16 protein-coding genes are annotated in these 19,781 nt (G+C 57.4%); 7 read left to right on the top strand and 9 right to left on the bottom strand.

Annotated features, from left to right (window positions below):
* The first annotated feature begins 142 nt into the window (after nt 1–142).
* The 5 genes from ACR6AS_RS06120 to pdeR all read left to right on the top strand — a co-directional run bounded on the left by ACR6AS_RS06120 (nt 143) and on the right by pdeR (nt 9,188).
* Nucleotides 143–2,446, top strand: a complete 2,304-nt coding sequence (locus tag ACR6AS_RS06120) for an FdhF/YdeP family oxidoreductase (RefSeq protein ID WP_434161491.1) — start codon at nt 143–145, stop codon at nt 2,444–2,446.
* 111 nt (nt 2,447–2,557) lie between these two features.
* Nucleotides 2,558–4,492 (top strand): exoribonuclease II, encoded by a 1,935-nt coding sequence (locus tag ACR6AS_RS06125; RefSeq protein WP_111140091.1) that lies wholly within the window; start codon nt 2,558–2,560, stop codon nt 4,490–4,492.
* A gap of 199 nt (nt 4,493–4,691) precedes the next feature.
* Entirely contained in the window at nt 4,692–6,761 is a 2,070-nt protein-coding gene (locus ACR6AS_RS06130; RefSeq protein ID WP_434161492.1) for a carbon starvation CstA family protein, read from the top strand.
* Complete coding sequence (locus tag ACR6AS_RS06135; protein WP_111140086.1) at nt 6,754–7,044, top strand: YbdD/YjiX family protein; 291 nt, start codon at nt 6,754–6,756, stop codon at nt 7,042–7,044. The genes ACR6AS_RS06130 and ACR6AS_RS06135 overlap by 8 nt, the downstream gene beginning before the upstream one ends.
* 158 nt (nt 7,045–7,202) lie before the next feature.
* Nucleotides 7,203–9,188 carry a cyclic di-GMP phosphodiesterase gene (gene pdeR, locus ACR6AS_RS06140; protein ID WP_111140085.1) on the top strand — a complete coding sequence of 662 codons (1,986 nt, stop codon included), beginning with the start codon at nt 7,203–7,205 and terminating at the stop codon, nt 9,186–9,188.
* A gap of 12 nt (nt 9,189–9,200) precedes the next feature.
* Here pdeR and ACR6AS_RS06145 read toward each other — a convergent pair whose 3' ends face one another.
* Nucleotides 9,201–10,067 (bottom strand): crotonase/enoyl-CoA hydratase family protein, encoded by an 867-nt coding sequence (locus ACR6AS_RS06145; RefSeq protein WP_111140084.1) that lies wholly within the window; start codon nt 10,065–10,067, stop codon nt 9,201–9,203.
* A gap of 629 nt (nt 10,068–10,696) precedes the next feature.
* Nucleotides 10,697–11,395 carry an L-ribulose-5-phosphate 4-epimerase gene (gene araD, locus ACR6AS_RS06150; protein ID WP_434161495.1) on the bottom strand — a complete coding sequence of 233 codons (699 nt, stop codon included), beginning with the start codon at nt 11,393–11,395 and terminating at the stop codon, nt 10,697–10,699.
* 347 nt (nt 11,396–11,742) lie between these two features.
* On the opposite strand from araD, the gene osmB reads away from it, so the two are divergent.
* On the top strand, nt 11,743–11,958 hold the full coding sequence (gene osmB / locus ACR6AS_RS06155) for an osmotically-inducible lipoprotein OsmB (protein ID WP_003853848.1): 216 nt from the start codon (nt 11,743–11,745) through the stop codon (nt 11,956–11,958).
* 77 nt (nt 11,959–12,035) lie between these two features.
* On the opposite strand, the gene yciH is transcribed toward osmB, so the two are convergent.
* From yciH to pgpB, 5 genes are all read right to left on the bottom strand, one after another.
* Nucleotides 12,036–12,359 carry a stress response translation initiation inhibitor YciH gene (gene yciH / locus ACR6AS_RS06160; protein ID WP_293771026.1) on the bottom strand — a complete coding sequence of 108 codons (324 nt, stop codon included), beginning with the start codon at nt 12,357–12,359 and terminating at the stop codon, nt 12,036–12,038.
* Nucleotides 12,359–13,078: an orotidine-5'-phosphate decarboxylase gene (gene pyrF, locus ACR6AS_RS06165; protein ID WP_199560006.1), complete on the bottom strand. Its 720-nt coding sequence runs from the start codon at nt 13,076–13,078 to the stop codon at nt 12,359–12,361. Before pyrF ends, yciH begins: the two co-directional genes overlap by 1 nt.
* A gap of 197 nt (nt 13,079–13,275) precedes the next feature.
* Nucleotides 13,276–14,445, bottom strand: coding sequence for a lipopolysaccharide assembly protein LapB (lapB, locus tag ACR6AS_RS06170; RefSeq protein WP_111140080.1), 1,170 nt, complete (start codon nt 14,443–14,445; stop codon nt 13,276–13,278).
* Nucleotides 14,446–14,451: 6 nt separating this feature from the next.
* Nucleotides 14,452–14,763 (bottom strand): LapA family protein, encoded by a 312-nt coding sequence (locus tag ACR6AS_RS06175; RefSeq protein WP_111140079.1) that lies wholly within the window; start codon nt 14,761–14,763, stop codon nt 14,452–14,454.
* 133 nt (nt 14,764–14,896) lie between these two features.
* The gene (gene pgpB, locus ACR6AS_RS06180) at nt 14,897–15,655 is read right to left on the bottom strand and encodes a phosphatidylglycerophosphatase B (RefSeq protein WP_111140078.1); all 759 of its coding nucleotides are present in this window, start codon (nt 15,653–15,655) and stop codon (nt 14,897–14,899) included.
* A 227-nt stretch (nt 15,656–15,882) separates the two neighbouring features.
* On the opposite strand from pgpB, the gene ribA reads away from it, so the two are divergent.
* Nucleotides 15,883–16,476, top strand: coding sequence for a GTP cyclohydrolase II (ribA, locus tag ACR6AS_RS06185; protein ID WP_111140077.1), 594 nt, complete (start codon nt 15,883–15,885; stop codon nt 16,474–16,476).
* Nucleotides 16,477–16,508: 32 nt separating this feature from the next.
* Here the strand turns inward: ribA and acnA are convergent, their stop codons facing one another.
* The gene (gene acnA / locus ACR6AS_RS06190) at nt 16,509–19,190 is read right to left on the bottom strand and encodes an aconitate hydratase AcnA (RefSeq protein WP_111140076.1); all 2,682 of its coding nucleotides are present in this window, start codon (nt 19,188–19,190) and stop codon (nt 16,509–16,511) included.
* Nucleotides 19,191–19,599: 409 nt separating this feature from the next.
* A complete protein-coding gene (locus ACR6AS_RS20535) occupies nt 19,600–19,779 on the bottom strand; it encodes a YciX family protein (RefSeq protein ID WP_111140075.1) in 180 nt (59 codons plus the stop codon).
* Nucleotides 19,780–19,781: the final 2 nt, after the last annotated feature.

The following is a 19,781-nucleotide window of genomic DNA, read 5'->3' on the forward strand; positions in this document are numbered from 1 at the left end:
ACGATAAACGCCAGCTATCGCACCATTATGTCAATCAATTAGACAAGGTATGTGTATAACTGCAGACTTCCTTTCACCATCAGGCTATAACCTGATAACAAACACCAAACAATAATGCCTACTATAAAAAGCCTGCACTCATATGAAATTTAAACGCCAAATCAAACCCTACCGCGCGGCTGCGGGCGGCTGGGGTTCACTGGAAGCCACCACGCGTTTCGTTCTTGACAGCAAAGCGGCCCTGAAAAATATGCGCAATCTGATGCGCATGAACAAAGCCCGCGGTTTTGACTGCCCGGGCTGCGCCTGGGGCGATGACAATAAAAGTACCTTCAGCTTCTGCGAAAACGGGGCCAAAGCGGTTACCTGGGAAGCCACACGCCGCGTTGTCGACACCGACTTTTTTGCTAAACACAGCGTTACCACGCTCTATACCCAGAGTGACTACTTCCTGGAGTATCAGGGTCGTCTGACCCATCCGCTGCGTTACAACGCCGACACCGATCACTATGAGCCAATCAGCTGGGATGCGGCCTTTGCGCTGATTGCGCAGCACATCCGGGCGATGGATCACCCCAACCAGATGGAGCTTTACACCTCCGGCCGTGCCAGCAACGAAGCCTCCTGGCTCTATCAGCTGTTTGGCCGCCTGATGGGTACCAATAATTTCCCTGACTGCTCTAACATGTGCCATGAAGCCAGCGGCACCGGCCTGAAGCGCAGTATCGGCGTGGGTAAAGGCACCATCCGTCTGGATGATTTCGATCACGCTGATGCCATTTTCGTCTTCGGTCAGAACCCCGGCACCAACCATCCGCGTATGCTGCACAGCCTGCGTCATGCGGCCGATCATGGTGCGAAGATCGTGACGTTTAATACCCTGCGCGAGCGCGGTCTGGAACGCTTTGCCGATCCGCAGAAGCCGCTGGAAGTCGTCACCTCGAAAGCGGGCAATATCAGCTCCTCCTATTACCAGCCGAACCTGGGCGGTGATATGGCGGCGGTGCGCGGCATGGTGAAATCCCTGCTGGAAACTCACCGCGCGCGTCTGGCGGCTGGCGAACCGGGTCTGTTTGACCAGACCTTCATCAACGCCAAAACACACGGTATTGAGGCTTACCTCGACGCCGTGGATAACACCAGCTGGATGCAGATTGTGGCGCAGTCGGGCCTGACACAGGCGCAGATCCGCGAAGCCGCAGCTATCTATCAGAGCGCAGACCGGGTGATCTGTACCTGGGCGATGGGGATCACCCAGCACAAGCACTCGGTCGATACGGTACGGGAGATCACTAACCTGCAGCTGCTGTTTGGTCAGCTGGGCAAAAAAGGCGCGGGCCTCTGCCCGGTGCGCGGTCACAGTAACGTGCAGGGCAACCGCACGATGGGCATTGATGAGAAACCGGCCAAAGCCTTCCTGGATGCGCTGGGTAATCACTTCAATTTTGAACCGCCGCGCGCGCCAGGTCATAACACCGTTGAAGCGCTGAACGCCATGCTGCGTGATGAAGTCAAGGTACTGATTGCGCTGGGCGGCAACCTGGCGGCGGCTGCACCTGATTCACCGCGTACCGAAGAGGCGCTGTCACGCTGTGGCCTGACCGTGCATATCAGCACCAAACTGAACCGCAGCCACCTGGTGCCGGGTCACGAAGGGCTGATTCTGCCGACGCTGGGCCGCACTGAGCGCGATCTGCAGGCGACGGGCAATCAGTTCATTACCGTCGAAGACTCCTTCAGCATGGTTCACGCCTCGGAAGGGATCGGCATCCCGCTGGCGGACACTCAGCGTTCAGAGACGGCGATCGTGGCCGGTATCGCTGAAGCGGTGCTTGGCAGTGACAAGGTGAAATGGCGCGAACTGGCGGGTAATTACAATCTGATCCGCGAACATATCGCCGCGACCATTCCGGGCTTTGCCGACTTCAATGCGAAATGTGATATTCCGGGTGGCTTCTACCTGGGTAACGCGGCGGCGGAGTTACGCTTCAATACGCCAAGCCAGAAAGCGGAGTTCTGCGCCTCATCCCTGCCGGATTCGCTGTTCCCGAATCTTGAGCAGGCGGTGCCTTTCACGCTGCAGACGCTGCGTTCACACGACCAGTACAACACCACCATTTACGGCCTCGATGACCGTTATCGTGGGGTATTCGGTCAGCGCGAGGTGGTGTTTATCAACCCGGATGATATGGCCTATCTGGGCTTCACGGAAGGTCAGAACGTGGATATCGAAACGCTGTGGAACGATGGCATTACCCGTCGCGTCAGCGGCTTTAAACTGGTTCCCTATAATATTCCGCGCGGCAATCTGGCGGCCTATTACCCGGAAACCAACCCGCTGGTGCCGCTGAACAGCTTCGGCGATGGCAGTGGCACACCGACCTCGAAATCCGTACCGGTGAAGCTGGAACTGTCGTCGGCGATCGCCGATCAGCGCATCGCCTGACAGCCCCCTCACCCCATCCTGAAAAGCCGGCTCGTCCGGCTTTTTGCCTTGCCGCGCGGCGTTGAATCGCGTAAAACTGTCAGCCGCAATCAGGCCACGAAACGAAAAATTATGTTCCAGGATAACCCGCTGCTCGCGCAGCTGAAAGAGAAGCTCCATTCGCAAACGCCTCGTGCTGAAGGCGTCGTTAAAGGCACCGAAAAAGGTTTCGGCTTCCTGGAAGTCGATGCACAGAAGAGTTACTTCATTCCGCCACCGCAGATGAAGAAAGTGATGCATGGCGATCGCATTGTCGCCGTGATCCACAGCGATAAAGATCGCGAAAGTGCTGAGCCGGAAACCCTGGTTGAGCCCTTCCTGAGCCGCTTTGTCGGCCGGGTGCAGAAGAAAGATGACCGCCTGTCGATCGTCCCGGACCACCCTCTGCTGAAAGATGCCATCCAGTGCCGTCCGGCGCGCGATGTCAGCCATCCCTTCGAAAATGGCGACTGGGCCGTGGCGGAGATGCGCCGTCATCCGCTGAAAGGCGACCGCGGCTTTTACGCCGAGCTCACCGATTTTATCGTGAAAGCCGACGATCACCTCGCACCGTGGTGGGTGACGCTGTCCCGTCACAACCTGGAGCGCCAGGCGCCTGACGTCAGCTTCGGCGAGATGCTGGATGAAAATCTGACGCGCGAAGATCTTACCGCGCTCAACTTTGTCACCATCGACAGCGCCAGCACTCAGGATATGGACGATGCGCTGTATGTGGAGGCACTGGAGGAGGGTTCTCTGCGTCTGACTATCGCCATCGCCGACCCTACCGCGTATGTGGCGGAAGGCAGCCAGCTTGATAAGGTCGCCGCTCAGCGCGCCTTCACCAACTATCTGCCGGGCTTTAATATCCCGATGCTGCCGCGCGAACTCTCTGACGATGTCTGTTCGCTGCGCCCTGACGTGCGCCGTCCGGCGCTGGCCTGCCGTGTCACCGTGGCAGCCGATGGTTCCCTGGGCGATGACGTGACCTTCTTTGCCGCCTGGATCGAATCCAAAGCGAAGCTGGCCTATGACGACGTCTCTGACTGGCTGGAAAACAGCGGCAGCTGGCAGCCGCAGAGCGACGCAATTGCGGAACAGATTCGTCTGCTGCATCGCCTCTGCCTGGCGCGCAGCGAATGGCGTCAGACCCACGCGCTGGTGTTTAAAGATCGTCCTGACTACCGCTTCCTGCTGGGTGAAAAAGGCGAAGTGCTGGAGATTGTGGCTGAACCCCGCCGCATCGCTAACCGCATCGTTGAAGAGTCGATGATTCTGGCGAACATCTGCGCCGCACAGGTCCTGCGCGATCGCCTCGGCTTCGGGATCTACAACGTCCATGCCGGTTTCGACACCACCAATGCGGAACAGGCGGCGGCCGTGCTGGCCAGCCACGGCGTAACGGCCGATGCGCAGGCGATCACCACGCTGGAAGGGTTCCGCGTGCTGCGTCGTGAACTCGATGCCCTGCCAACGCAGTTCCTGGACAGCCGCATCCGCCGGTTCCAGACCTTCGCGGAGATCAGCACCGAGCCAGGCCCGCACTTCGGGCTGGGGCTGGAGGCTTACGCCACCTGGACCTCTCCGATTCGTAAGTTCGGCGACATGATCAATCATCGTCTGCTGAAAGCGATTATCCGTGGTGAACAGGCCACCCGTCCCGATGAGGCCGTCACGGTCACAATGGGCGAGCGTCGCCGCCTGAACCGGATGGCAGAGCGCGATGTGGGCGACTGGCTCTATGCCCGCTACCTGGCGCCTTTCGCGGCCACCGATCGTCGCTTCAGCGCCGAGATTATCGATGTGTCGCGCGGGGGTATGCGTGTCCGTCTGCTGGAGAATGGCGCGGTGGCCTTTATCCCGGCCCCGTTCATTCACGCAGTGCGTGACGAGCTGGTCTGCAGTCAGGAAAACGGCAGCGTACAGATCAAAGGCGAAGTGGTTTACCGCGTAACCGACGTGATCGATGTCACCATCGCCGAAGTGCGCATGGAAACCCGCAGCGTCGTGGCGCGTCCCGCTGTCTGAGTAGCGGATCGCACCTGTTTCTGGCGGGATAACCCCGGTTATCCCGCCGCTCTCCCCCGCCTTACAACGCTGCAAAAAAGTTATATTTGTACCCCGCTTCACACTTCTCCACTGATTAACTTTCACTTACATTCCATTACATTAAGTTTAGCTCGTTGTTTTCGATCGCTTTCCTCTCGGTCTTCACAAGGAGTTAGTCATGAAAAACGTCAAAACCAGTGTGATCTGGTTAGTGGTGGCGTTAATCGGCGCGGGCGCTTTCGCCATGCTGGCCCTCAGCCGCGGCGAACACGTCAACGCAGTCTGGCTGGTGATAGCCGCTGTCGCCTGCTACAGCATCGCTTATCGCTTTTACAGCCTGTTTATCGCCCGCAATATCTTTGAACTTGACGATCGCCGGATGACACCCGCCGAGCGGCTGAGCGATGGGCTCGATTATGTGCCGACCAATAAGTGGGTCCTGTTTGGCCACCACTTTGCAGCGATAGCCGGTGCCGGGCCACTGGTTGGTCCGATCCTGGCGGCGCAGATGGGCTTCCTGCCGGGTACCATCTGGATACTGGTCGGGGTAATGCTGGCGGGGGCGGTACAGGATTTCCTGATCCTGTTTATCTCCACCCGTCGCGATGGCCGCTCACTGGGCGAAATGGCCAGACAGGAGCTGGGCCCGTTCGCCGGGGTGGTGACCATGCTCGGTGCGCTGGGCGTGATGATTATTATCCTGTCGGCGCTGGCGCTGGTTGTGGTAAAAGCGCTGGCGAACAGCCCGTGGGGGCTGTTTACCATTGCAGCCACCATTCCTATCGCGCTGTTTATGGGTATCTACATGCGCTTTATCCGCCCGGGTAAGATCGCAGAAGTGTCGCTGATCGGCTTTGTGCTGATGATGGCAGCGATTATCTATGGCGGGGACGTTGCGCAGCATCCTTACTGGGGCCCCTTCTTTACCCTGAAAGGCACCTCGCTGACCTGGGTGCTGGTGATCTACGGCTTTATCGCCTCCGTGCTGCCGGTCTGGCTGCTGCTGGCCCCGCGCGACTACCTGTCAACCTTCCTGAAAATCGGTGTCATCGCCGGACTGGCGGTGGGGATTGTCTTCGCCCTGCCCGAGCTGAAAATGCCGGCCGTTACCCGCTTTATCGACGGCACGGGCCCGGTCTTCGCTGGCGCGATGTTCCCGTTCCTGTTTATCACCATCGCCTGCGGCGCGATTTCCGGCTTCCATGCGCTGGTCTCCAGCGGCACCACGCCAAAACTGGTCGAGCGCGAGAGCCACATCCGCTTTATTGGCTACGGCGCCATGCTGATGGAGTCCTTTGTGGCGATCATGGCGCTGATTTGTGCTTCGGTGCTGGATCCGGGCATCTACTTCGCCATGAACGCCCCGGCCGCGCTGATTGGTACGACCGTGGAGAGCGCCTCTCAGGTGATCAACGGCTGGGGCTTTGTTGTCACACCTGAAATGCTGAGCGGCATTGCCCGCGACGTGGGGGAAGGCTCGATCCTGTCGCGTGCCGGTGGCGCCCCGACCTTTGCAGTGGGCATGGCGCATATCATCACTGAAATCTTTAACAGCCGGGCGATGATGGCCTTCTGGTATCATTTCGCCATCCTGTTTGAAGCGCTGTTTATCCTGACAGCGGTGGATGCCGGCACCCGCGCCTGTCGTTTTATGGTGCAGGATCTGGTGGGAACGGTCGTGCCTTCGCTGGCCAATAACCGCTCCTGGCTGGGCAATATGGCAGGCACCACCGTCGCCGTCGCAGGCTGGGGGTTCTTTGTCTATCAGGGCGTCGTCGATCCGCTGGGCGGCATCAATACCCTGTGGCCGCTGTTTGGTATCGGCAATCAGATGCTGGCCTCAATGGCCCTGATTCTGGGCACCGTGGTGCTGTTCAAAATGAAGAAGCAGCGTTACGCCTGGGTCACTATCCTGCCCACGATCTGGCTGTTTATCACCTCCATGACCGCTGGCTGGCAGAAAATCTTCCATGAGAAACCCGCTATCGGTTTCCTGGCGCAGGCCGCTAAGTTCCGCAAAGGGCTGGAGGACGGCGTGGTCATCGCGCCCGCCAAAAGCGTGGCAGATATGCAGACCATCGTGTTCAGCAATCAGATCAACGCTGCACTGTGCGCCTTCTTTATGCTGGTTGCGGTTACGATGCTGATTTCGGCATTCTTCGTTATTCGTCGCGCGCTGCGCAGCGACAAGCCGACTGTACAGGAATCTTCTGTGACGCTGCGCAACAAGGAGGTGCGTAATGTCTGATGCGATTCATCAGGTCCGTCGGCCAGGCGCGAACTGGCAGATTATCCGCTGCCATCCTGCCGCCACGCCGTCACCTCAGGCTTTCCGCTGGCGGAGTCTGTGGCGCGGCCTGCAACAGTGCTTTCGCTTAATGGTCGGCGTGCAGGATTATCAAAAATATCTGCAGCATATGCGCCTGCAGCATCCCGAGCAGTCGCCGATGAGCGAGCGTGAGTTTCACCGTTATTGTCTGGACGCACGCTTTCCCAGCCAGGCTGGCAAAGTGGGAAAATGCCCCTGCTGAACACGCTTAACAGCCCCGCATCGGCGGGGCTTTTTTGTGCCATTCTTATCTGGACAGGAAAATATATTTCGTTTGCATCTTGTGCTGGCGTCAGATGATGAATACTGTTGCTAAATAATGAGATAACGTATGCAGAGCACTTCCCGGAGGAAGTTTCCATGACCGATGAACAAGGGCAGACGTTGTTGTACACCCTGTTTGGTACAACCAGCCCTCATTGGCGTCTGACCGCGGACAGCGATGCGTTGCATTTTGCCGAAGATGAGTCATCACAAACCAATATCGCCCTGCCGCTGACACCCGGCCAGGCGGCAATGATCCGTGCCATGCCGGTCATTACCTCAAGTATTAATCTGACCATGACGCTGCAGGGCATTGATGTGCCTATGCATTTTGTCGGCCGTAAAGTTAATCAGTCATCCTGGGCGGGCACCGCCTCCGCCTGGGGCGACACCTCTGCGGTTGCCCGCGACTTAACCCTCGGGCTTTCGTTTGCTGAACAGGTGGTTTCCGAAGCCAACTCGGTGATTGTGATCCTGGATCAGCGCGGTAATATTCAGCGTTTTAACCGCCTGAGTGAAGAATATACCGGCCTGAATGAGCACGAAGTTATTGGCCGAAACGTCTTTCAGCTCTTTATGACGAAACAGGAAGCCTCACAGTCGCGGCGCAATATCGCAGGCTTCTTTCGCGACGGTAACTCCTATGAAGTTGAACGCTGGGTCAAAACCAAAAAAGGGCAGCGACTGTTTCTGTTTCGTAATAAGTTCGTTCACAGCGGCAGCGGCAAAAATGAAATTTTCCTCATCTGTTCAGGTACTGACATCACCGAGGAGCGCCGCGCCCAGGAGCGGTTGCGGGTGCTGGCCAATACCGATACGGTGACCGGCCTGCCCAACCGAAACGCGATTCATCAGCAGATTAGTCTGGCGCTGGAGCGGTCAGAAGGCGATGAGACCGGCGTGGTCTATCTCGATCTCGACAATTTTAAAAAAGTGAATGACGCCTACGGTCATATGTTCGGCGATCAGTTACTGCAGGCCGTTTCTCTGGCTATTCTGAGCTGTCTGGGCAAAGACCAGACGCTGGGACGGCTGGGTGGCGATGAGTTTGTCGTGCTGGCAGAGCACACCAGCCAGGCGGCGCTGGAGGCGATGTCCTCCCGCATTCTTGAACGGTTGCGCCAGCCCTTCCGCATCGGACTGATCGAAGTGTACAGCGGCTGCTCCATCGGCATCGCCTACGCCCCTCTGCATGGCGAAGATCGCGAAAGCCTGATCCGTAATGCGGATACCGCCATGTATCACGCCAAAGAGAATGGGCGCGGCAAGTTCTGCGTCTTTGCGGCGGAGATGAATCAGCGGGTTTTTGAATATCTGTGGCTGGACACCAACCTGCGCAAGGCGCTGGAACTGGATCATCTGCTGGTCCATTATCAGCCTAAAGTGGACAGCGATGGTCAGGTCCGCAGCGCCGAAGCACTGGTTCGCTGGAACTCACCTGAGCGCGGCATGGTGTCGCCGGCTGATTTTATTCCCTATGCCGAAGAGTCCGGGCTGATTGTGCCGCTGGGACGCTGGGTCATGCTCAACGTGCTGAAGCAGATTATCCTGTGGCAGCAGCAGGGAATTTTTCTGCGTGTCGCCGTCAACGTCTCGGCCCGCCAGCTCATCGATCAGAGCATCTATACGGATCTGAAGCAGGCGCTGCAGGAGGCCAGTATCACCGACTGCCCTATCGATATCGAGCTGACAGAGAGCTGCCTGATTGAGAATGAGACCGAGGCGCTGAAACTGATGAAGCAGTTTCAGGAGCTGGGCGCTCAGGTGCATCTGGATGACTTCGGCACCGGCTACTCCTCGCTGTCTCAGCTGGCGCGTGTGCCCATCAACGCCATCAAACTCGATCAGAGCTTTATTCGCGATATCAATAAGCAGCCGGTTTCGCAATCGCTGGTGCGTGCCATCGTCGCCGTCGCCAAGGCGCTCGATTTGCAGGTCATTGCGGAAGGCATTGAGACGCCGGATGAAGAAGCGTTTGTCCTTAAAAGTGGGGTGGATGGGCGTCAGGGCTACTACTACGCAAAACCAATGCCCGCGGAACAACTTGGGCATTGGCTGGCTAAGCATCCTGCCCGCGTTTAACGCTGTTCCGTATTAACCCGCTTTACGCAGTGATGCGCTGTGGCGGTTCTGCAACTGGACCAGACGCTCCATATAGGCAATGTCTTTGGGTTCGAGGGTAAATGCATAATCGACCCAGTCTTCCGTGATATCCATCAGCTCGGCGCGTGAGAGTTGCAGCACGCGCTGACGCGCTTTCAGCATCGCCCTGACGCCATTGAGCTTCGGCCGTAAGGTATCGATAAAGGTGCGCGTGGCGCGGTAGCTGTCACCCGGCTGGAAGACTTTGTCTACCAGACCGCGCGTCTCGTACCACTCGGCGCTGTGCGACTCCCCTTCACAGATCAACTCCTCTGCCAGCTTCATGCCGGAACGGCGCGCCACCAGCGAGTAACCGCCCATGCCCGGGAAGAGGTTGAACGCGATTTCCGGGAAGCCCATGCGCGCGTTGTTTTGCGCCAGAATGAAGTGGTGCGCCAGTGCCGCCTCGAAGCCGCCGCCTAACGCACTGCCTTCAATCATGGCCAGCGTCACGGCGCCGGTATCAAAGCCACGGGCTGCCGAATGAATGCAGTCCACACAGGCGCGAGCATAAGCCCGCAGTGCCTCACGCCGGTTGTTGCGAATGCACTCAACGAAGAAGCGCAGATCGCCGCCCGCATTGAACATCTGTGGCACCAGCGATCCGGTGACCCAGAAGTCGATCGGCAGCCCGGAACGCTGCGCGGCGTAGCTCAGGTTCATGATCTCCTCAATCAGTTCATGGTTGAAGCTCGGGCGAGGCTGCGCACGCAGCATCATCCACAGGGTACGCCGCCCCTCTTCGTAATAGGCAACTAACTGCGTGGTGTTGCCAGCTTCGGTAAATAATCTGCAGGTTGCTTGGTTAATCACTGTCATTGTCTCATCCTCTGTTTATATTTGATGCGTTAAATACGCGACATCAGCGTAATGCAGAGTGAGGCCAGACCAAATGAGAGATTGATTTACAACACAAAATCCAGAGTGATCCCTGATTCGCGTTTTCTGGATTGATTAGACCGGTTACTGAATGGGTCTGAACCGCCAGCGGCCAATATGCAGACGCTTAACACCTTTTAAAAATGGCTGATGAAGATCAGAGTGGCGTAAACGCGCATCTGTCGCGGTTTCTTTTGCGCAGACCAGGAGAGAGGAGATACCGGCCTTCACAGCGGCTCCAGATTCCTTAATACAACCCCGGACTCACCGGGCAACTTTACCCGGAGAAACAGGAGCAGCACGAATGCGCCACGCCATCACCCGCCGGGGATAACCGTGGTTGTAAATGGCACGAAAATCAGCAACATCCGTTCAATAATTAACCACCAGCTGGCTTCTCAGCGGTACTGCGTGGGCGCGCCTGCTGCCGCAGTCATCTTCCTGACGCCGCAACCGGATGAAACAGAGGGAGAAAGGGTTCAACAGCGGGAGCGCTGCCTCAGGCAGACGGCGGGGTTATCAGAGAAAGGGGCCGGATAAAAAAATGGGACGCCGTGGCGTCCCGCTGACTACTTCTGCCCATACCAGGCATTTTCACCATGTTTTCGCAGGTAGTGCAGGTCGAGCAGCGTTGGCTGAATCGGCGGCAGGTTCGCGGTCAGCTGCTGGCTGAACAGCCCCATATAGGCCACCTCCTCCAGGACCACGGCACTGTGCACCGCAGCATGAGCATCTTTACCCCAGGCAAAGGGGCCGTGGGAATTGACCAGCACGGCCGGGATCGCCGACGGAGAGAGTCCGCGCTGCGCGAAGGTTTCGATAATAACTTCACCGGTGTTCCACTCATACTCCTGCTGAATCTCCTCGCTGCGCATTGCCCGGGTGCAGGGGATCTCACCATAAAAGTCATCGGCGTGCGTGGTGCCCCAGGCCGGAATCGGTCGTCCTGCCTGCGCCCAGATGGTCGCGTGCCGCGAATGGGTATGCACAATGCCGCCCACCTCCGGCCAGGCCAGATAGAGGGCGCGGTGGGTCGCGGTGTCCGAAGAGGGGCGTTTCTCCCCTTCCACAACGTCACCCGTCGCCAGATCGACCACCACCATGTCATCACGCTTCATTACGTCATAGCGCACGCCGGAAGGTTTGATCACCAGCAGCCCCTGTTCGCGATCAATGGCGCTGACGTTGCCCCAGGTGAAAGTCACCAGGTTATATTTGGGTAGGTCCAGATTCGCTTCCAGAACCTGTTGTTTGAGGTGCTCCAGCATGCCTTTTCTCCTGCTGACTGTCGTTACTGAATTTTGCGGAGTCAGCGCTGAAAAGGTTATGGAGCAAATAGCTATAAAAGCAGAAGGATTGGCTGTGAATGCAAAAATGCGCTGTGCTTTCAGACTTTTCTATCTTCGGAATTCCCGCAGAATGCTTAGAATCCTCTCAGACAATATGTGGACCTGACAGGCCACGATTGTGACTCACCCGCTACAAACGGTTTGTCCATGGTAACGCCATTTCGATGCCATCACGGATGCGGCAATGATGGCTTACAAGCGGGCTGAGGAAATATCGGAGCTATACTATGAGTGTTGCCTCTGTGAGCACATCAAAGGAGAAGTGTATGACAACAACAATGAAACGAATCACTGCCGTTGTACTGGCGACCACGTTAGCGGTTGCGCTGAGCGGCTGTTCTAACTGGTCCAAACGTGACCGTAATACCGCGATTGGCGCGGGCGCGGGCGCGATTGGGGGTTCAGTCCTGACCAATGGTAGCGCACTGGGCACCGTCGGTGGCGCCGCTGTGGGTGGTATTATCGGTCATCAGGTCCACTAAGGACCTTATTAAAACAATAATCGGCTACGCTAGCATCTGCATCACAATCGGGCTACTTCGGTAGCCCGATTTCTTATTCAGCCGCCCGCCAGCTTCACCTTCATCCCTTTGGCTTCCAGCAGGCTCTTTAGCAGGTCGCGTTTATCGCCCTGAATTTCGATTACGCCCTCTTTCACCGAGCCGCCACAGCCGCACTTTTTCTTGAGTTCGGCTGCCAGCAACGCCAGTGCAGCATCATCAAGATCGATGCCGGTAATCAGGCAGACCCCTTTGCCCTTGCGGCCGCTGGTCTGACGCTGAATACGGACAATACCGTCCCCTTTTGGCCGCGCCGCTTGAGGCTCGGACTGGGTGATGCGACCGCTGCCGGTGGAGTAAACCAGTGGATTATCATTCGCCATCAGGGTGTCTCCAGGCTGTTAAGGATGGCCTGCAGGGCAGCGGCCGGATCGGCGGACTGGGTAATCGGACGCCCGATCACCATATAATCCACGCCCGCCTGCTTCGCCTGCTGTGGTGTCATGATGCGGCGCTGATCGCCGGCATCGCTGCCCGCAGGACGAATTCCCGGCGTCACCAGGGCAAATTCCTGACCCAGTTCCTGTTTAAAGCGCACCGCCTCATGGGCCGAACAGACCACGCCATCCAGTCCGCATGATTGCGTCAGCTTCGCCAGTCGCTCCGCCTGTTCGGCCGGCGACAGCGTGATGCCAAGTCCTTTGAGATCCTCTGCATCCATACTGGTCAGAACGGTGACGGCAATCAGCAGCGGTGCATCCTTGCCAAAAGGTTGCAGCGCCTCACGCGCCGCACTCATCATGCGCGCGCCGCCGCTGGCGTGGACGTTGACCATCCAGACGCCAAGATCGGCCGCTGCCGCGACAGCCTTTGCCGTGGTGTTGGGAATATCGTGAAATTTCAGGTCGAGGAAGAGTTCAAAGCCGCGCTGCTGCAGAGTCCTGACCAGCGACGGGCCGAACAGCGTAAACATCTCTTTGCCCACTTTAAGGCGGCAACTGCGGGGATCGATCTGGTCGACGAAACGCAATGCGCTGTCGAGATCGTGATAATCCAGCGCTACCAGAATCGGCGAAGCGGTCACGTTGTGGGGTGAAGGCATGGCATTTCCTCTGTAACAGGCACCCGCAGGCGCAATAGACAAACGGCAAGCATTCTACCTGCGGTGTCTGACCATCACAATCGCGATCGCCCCGCTGCCTGACGATTTATGCACGTTTGCCGAAGCTCGCATAAGCATTCATTCACTAGTATGTTGTAACTACAATGCGAATAGTAAACTGACCTGCAACGGCCGGATTACTGGCCGTCGAGACCCCGGATAGGTTTGACCGAAGACCAGGTTCGGCAGGATGGACAGTGCCAGTAGAGCGCATGCGCGGTAAAGCCACACTTCTGGCAGCGATAGCGGGGTTTGGTGCGAATCTGTTCACCCACCATATCGCGCAGCACCATCAGGCTCTCTTTTGCCCGGCCATCTTCTGCATCATGCAGGTTCAGATCCATCAGGCGATGAAAGACCCGCATGGTGGGATGGCGCTCCAGCTGGCGGCTGATGTAGTTCTGTGCCGCTTCTGAGCCCTGCTGCTGCTCCACGATGTCAGAGAGATAAAGCTCGGCTGCGGCACCGGTGTTCTCTTCCACGCAGCGCTGCAGAAAGTCGGCCCAGGCTTCAGGCTGATTCAGCCGCTGGAAGCAGGTTTCCAGCATCGCCAGCGTCTCACTGACCAGCTCTTTATCCTGATCCAGCACCCGCTGCAGATGCCCGACCGCTCTGGCGTAATCCTCTTTTTCCATCAGGATTCGGCCCATCATGATCGAGATGCGGGCGCTGTTGCGATCGGCAGACTCCCCTTTTTTCAGCAGGCTCATCGCCCGATCCAGATCGTCGCTGCTCATCGCCTGCAACGCCAGTTCGCAGTAGAAATGGGCGATTTCACCCTTCTGCTTCTCTTTGCCCAGTTTAACCAGCCGCTCGGCGACGTCGATCGCCTGCTGCCAGTCGCTGGTCGCCTGATGGATTAACAGCAGCTGCTGCAGCGCGCCCACCCGGAAGTCGGTTTCATCGGTGAGCTGCTTGAACATATCTTCCGCGCGGTCGTAGAGCCCGGCGGCCATATAGTCGCGCCCCAGCTGCTGCACGGCCAGCAGACGCTGTTCGTAGCTCAGCGACGCGCTCTCCATTAATGCCTGATGGATGCGAATAGCGCGGTCCACTTCCCCGCGCGAACGGAAGAGATTACCCAGCGTCAGGTGCGCCTCCACCGTGCCGCTGTCCTCTTTCAGCATATCGAGGAAGAGATCGACCGCTTTATCCTGCTGGTTCGAGAGCAGGAAGTTTACGCCCGCAACATATTCCCGTGACAGCTTATTGGCTTCCTGCTGCTTATCCTGATGCGCGCTGCGACGGCCCATATACCAGCCATAGGCAGCCGCAACCGGCAGTAACAGGAACAGCAATTCATGCATCGGGGGTTATTCCCGGCCAGCCGGTACCGCTGGCGGTGTCGCCAGTGCGGTGTTGCTCTGCTCGATTTGCGCCTGCATACGTCTGATTTTCCGGTTGGCATTGGCCAGCGAGACACGGGTGCGTAACCAGAAGAGGCCGCAGATAATCCAGCCCAGCACAAACCCTGCGCCAAACAGTGATGCCAGTAAGGTCGAAACGCTGAACTCACCCTGCGCCAGCAGATAGTTAAAAGTAATGACCTGATCGTTATGCGCGCCTAAGGTGACGGAAATAATGAAAATGACCAGTACCACTAAAAAAATCAGCAAATATTTCACAGTGCATCCTGTTGTGAGGTTGTCGAATAAATTATGCCAAAACTCCGGCAAAAATGCTGCTCCCAGCAGCATCGGGTGAGTCGCTTTTGCGCAAACCCGATCAATAATATGGGGTCTTCAGGGGGAAATACAATCAGGGCTCCCGCTGAGCCACCTCTTTTTGCTCTTCCGGCGGCAGCGTCAGCGGGCCACAGAACCGCTGTGCCAGCCAGGTCGCCAGCGTCACCAGGAGCCAGGAAAGCAGCGTTGCCACCGCCAGATCCCGCGGCCAGTGCATACCGAGCAGCAGACGGCTGGCCATCACGCCGGTGGCCCAGATGAAGATCACGACCACGGTCTTGTAATGACGGCGCGGCCAGAGCAGTCCCAAGGCCAGCAGCGCCCAGCTGGCGGCAAACATGGTATGGCCGGAGGGAAAGGCAAAGCCGGTCTCGAACGCCCAGTGCCGCTTCAGCCAGCCGGGGATCTGCGTCTCGTCGGCGATCAGCGACGTCACCATCTCACCACGCTGTTTGCGCTTCAGTTCATAGAAGGTCTTCTCATCCAGACCGTGATGCTGCTCCAGCCAGATCACGTAAGGACGCGGCTCCTGGATCTGCTCTTTGATAAAGGACTTGGTGTACTGCCCCGCCAGAATGGTGGCGTTCATGATGATCAGCAGCAGAATCGCGGGCTTCAGACGAAAGCGCAGGCACCAGAGCATCCAGGCACTCAGCAGCACGCTGGTGAGGATCCCCCACGGGCTGGTGACGGTCTCGGTCATCCAGAACAGGCCTTTCAGCACGAGGTTGCTTTCGCCCGGCTGCCAGCGCCAGCCGGTCAGCCAGACGGAAACCGGCATGATCAGCAACAGCAGCATACCGAAGGTCGTACGACGCGAAATCTTAAACATCCTTTTCCCTTATACCGGTGTCAGAGAACAATAACTGCATAACTTTAGCTTAAAAAAGAATAACATACCTGTTGCCGATTGGATAATCGTGCTTTATCACTGCAATTGGTGTCAGAGAGTACCAGCCCGCTTACGGGTTGTGGCACAATATTGCACGTTTGTCGGGCCACACTGGCCTGTGCACTATCATGATGATAGTGCATCCTCTGAAGGTTCTGGAGAGTCACATGCAGCTTAAACGGGTGGCAGAAGCCAAACTGCCCACGCCATGGGGAGATTTCCTGATGGTAGGTTTTGAAGAATTGGCAACCGGACATGACCACGTTGCGCTGGTCTTTGGCGATATTAATGATAATGAGCCGGTCCTGGCGCGCGTTCACTCCGAATGCCTGACCGGCGATGCACTCTTCAGCCTGCGCTGCGACTGTGGTTTTCAGCTTGAAGCTGCCCTCAATGCCATCGCTGAAGAGGGTCGCGGCGTGCTGCTCTACCATCGTCAGGAAGGGCGCAACATCGGCCTGCTGAATAAGATCCGCGCCTATGCGCTGCAGGATAAAGGATATGACACCGTCGAAGCCAACCACCAGCTCGGCTTTGCCGCCGATGAACGCGACTTCACCCTGTGTGCGGATATGTTCAAACTGCTGGGCGTCAATGAAGTGCGCCTGCTGACCAATAACCCGCGGAAGGTGGAGATCCTGAGCGAAGCCGGGATTAATATCGTTGAGCGGGTGCCGCTGGTGGTGGGACGTAATCCCAAAAACGCGCACTATCTGGATACCAAGGCGAGCAAGATGGGGCATCTGCTGCCGAAGTCCTAAAAAAGAAAAGCCGGGTCGCCCCGGCTTTTTTATCAGTTCAGCATATTGCGGATCACATAGTGCAGGATGCCGTCATTGCGGTAGTAGGTCAGCTCATTACCGGTGTCGATGCGACAGCGGGTGTCCAGCTCCTCTTTGCTGCCGTCCGCGCGCGTCAGGGTAACCTTCACCCTGCAGCCCGGCGTCAGCGCCTGAAGGTTCTCTACGTCAATGCGCTCTTCCCCCGTCAGCCCCAGCGTTTTCCGGGTCACGCCCTGCGGGAACTCCAGCGGAAGGATCCCCATCCCGATCAGGTTAGATCGGTGGATACGTTCAAAAGATTCGGCAATTACCACCCTGACGCCCTGCAGACGGGGACCTTTGGCCGCCCAGTCACGACTTGAGCCTGAACCATACTCCAGCCCGGCAATGACCGCCAGTGGCACCCCTTCCGCCTGATACTTCATCGCCGCATCATAGATGGCCAGCTGCTCGCCGCTCGGATAGTGCCGGGTGTATCCGCCCTCAACGCCGGGCACCATCTCATTACGGATACGGATGTTGGCAAAGGTGCCGCGCATCATCACTTCATGGTTGCCGCGACGCGAACCATAGGAGTTAAAATCGGTGCGCTCCACCCCGTGGGCCAGCAGATAGCGTCCCGCCGGACTTTCCGCCTTAATGCTGCCCGCTGGCGAAATGTGGTCGGTGGTCACCGAGTCACCCAGCATGGCCAGCACCCGGGCGCCGCGAATATCCTGCACCGGCTCCGGCTCTTTCTGCATCGTGTCAAAGAACGGAGAGAGACGAATATAAGTCGAACCCTCATCCCAGTCGTAGGTCGCCGCTTCACTGACCTTGATCTCCTGCCAGTCTGGCGTGCCGTCAAAGACCTCCGCGTACTCTTTGTGGAACATATCGCTGGTTACCTGCTGGACGGCGGTGGCGATCTCTTCCGGTGACGGCCAGATATCTTTGAGATAGACCGGCTGACCCTGGGGATCGTGGCCCAGCGGTTCGGTCTGCAGGTTGATCTTCATGTTACCCGCCAGGGCATAGGCGACCACCAGCGGCGGCGAAGCCAGCCAGTTGGTTTTGATCAACGGATGAATACGGCCTTCAAAGTTGCGGTTACCCGACAGCACGGCCCCTACCGTAAGATCGCCCGCTTTGATGGCAGATTCAATCTCATCCTTCAGCGGCCCGGAGTTGCCGATACAGGTAGTACAGCCGTAGCCGACCAGGTTGAAGCCCAGCTTATCCAGATAAGCGGTAAGCTGCGCGACGGCTAAATAGTCTGAGACCACTTTGGAGCCGGGCGCCAGTGACGCCTTCACCCACGGCTTGCGTTTCAGCCCGCGCCCGACCGCCTTTTTCGCCAGCAGCCCGGCGGCCATCAATACGCTGGGGTTAGACGTATTCGTACAGGAGGTGATCGCACTGATGACCACCGCGCCGTCAGTCAGCGTGTGAGTCAGTCCTGTGTCGCTGTCCGTATATTCGACGTTTTTGTGCGGCTTCTGTGCGTGATTAACTTCCAGCGCATTGCTGGCGTCGAAGGCGGCAGGCACATCGCCCAGCGAAACCCGATCCTGCGGACGCTTAGGCCCGGCCAGACTCGATTCGACATCGTTCATATCCAGCGCCAGCGTACTGGTGAAGCGCGGCTCATCGCCGGCATGACGCCACAATCCCTGCGCTTTGGCGTAGGCTTCGACCAGCGCCACCTGCTCAGCATCGCGGCCGGTCAGCGTCATATAGCTCAGCGTCACGTCATCCACCGGGAAGAAGCCACAGGTTGCGCCATATTCCGGTGCCATGTTGGCAATGGTCGCGCGATCTGCCAGCGGCAGATCCGCCAGGCCATCGCCATAAAACTCCACAAACTTGCCTACCACGCCATGCTTGCGCAGCATCTGGGTCACGGTGAGCACGAGATCGGTAGCGGTAATGCCCGGCCGCAGTTTGCCGGTGAGTTTAAAACCGACCACATCCGGGATCAGCATTGAGACAGGCTGCCCCAGCATGGCGGCTTCGGCTTCGATACCCCCGACGCCCCACCCCAGCACGCCCAGCGCGTTGATCATGGTGGTATGTGAATCCGTGCCGACCAGCGTATCCGGCCAGGCGTACTCTTCCCCGTCGCGGGTCTCGTGCCAGATCGCCTTACCGAGGTACTCCAGGTTGACCTGATGACAGATACCGGTACCCGGCGGCACCACGCGGAATTTATCAAAGGCTTTCTGGCCCCAGCGAAGAAAAACGTAGCGTTCATGGTTGCGTTCCATCTCCAGCCGGACATTCTCTTCGAACGCGTCATCATCGCCAAAATGATCCACCGTAACCGAATGGTCGATAACCAGGTCGACCGGGGAAAGCGGATTCACTTTTGCCACATCGCCACCCAGACGATTCACCGCTTCGCGCATCGCCGCCAGGTCAACGACGGCGGGGACGCCGGTGAAGTCCTGCATCAGAACACGGGCTGGCCGGTAGGCAATTTCGCGATCGGCGTGGGCATCGGTTTGCCAGTCCACCAGCGCCTGGATGTCCTCTGCGGTGACAGAGTCGCCATCCTGCCAGCGCAGCAGGTTTTCCAGCAGAACTTTGAGAGATTTGGGCAGCTTATCGATATTGCCGAGATGCTGAGCCGCACGGGGAAGACTGAAGATGTGATATTTTTTGGTGTCGACCTGCAGTATTTCCTGACTCTGCTCGCGTAGGGTAGACGACATAGCTCCTCCTTTTCGTTCATGGTCTTAACCTCAAAGAGACAAAGGTTTATGTTAAAGATAGACCACAAATTCGTTAACGTTTTGATTACAACACAAATTGCTACAATCGCCGTAAACGAAAATGCCCCGTGAAATCACGAGGCATCATAAAAGAGGGGGTAGTCAGATTAGAGCGTTATCCACACCGCCGCAGACCAGAACGCAAAAGAGAATGCATACGCGCTAAGCCAGGACATTTTAATAATATTCATTGTATCTACTCCTTCGCCGGAATCGGGCGTAAAAGTTTAGCGGTCGTCCTCAATGAGGCGACACCCTTTTGTCGTACAGGTGTGGAGATCGGCAGCCAGAAAGCGTGCCCGGAACATCGGTAATAAAAGAACAGTGACAAATAAACGGTCTTAAAACCTTATTTGTTTTTAGGGTCCAGAAAAGACTCAATAAAAAGTCTCTGGTTATCGCTCAAATCCCACGATTCGGGGATAGACACTTTTTCGTCCTTTGCAAGCGGTTCTTTGCCTTTACAGGCAACCGGCTTGTGCTGGCGCGACGTCAGTGAAGGTTTATGGCTGAGTGTATGTGCCCACATGG

The organism is Pantoea phosphatilytica, assembly GCF_051025615.1.
Taxonomy (GTDB): Bacteria; Pseudomonadota; Gammaproteobacteria; order Enterobacterales; family Enterobacteriaceae; genus Pantoea.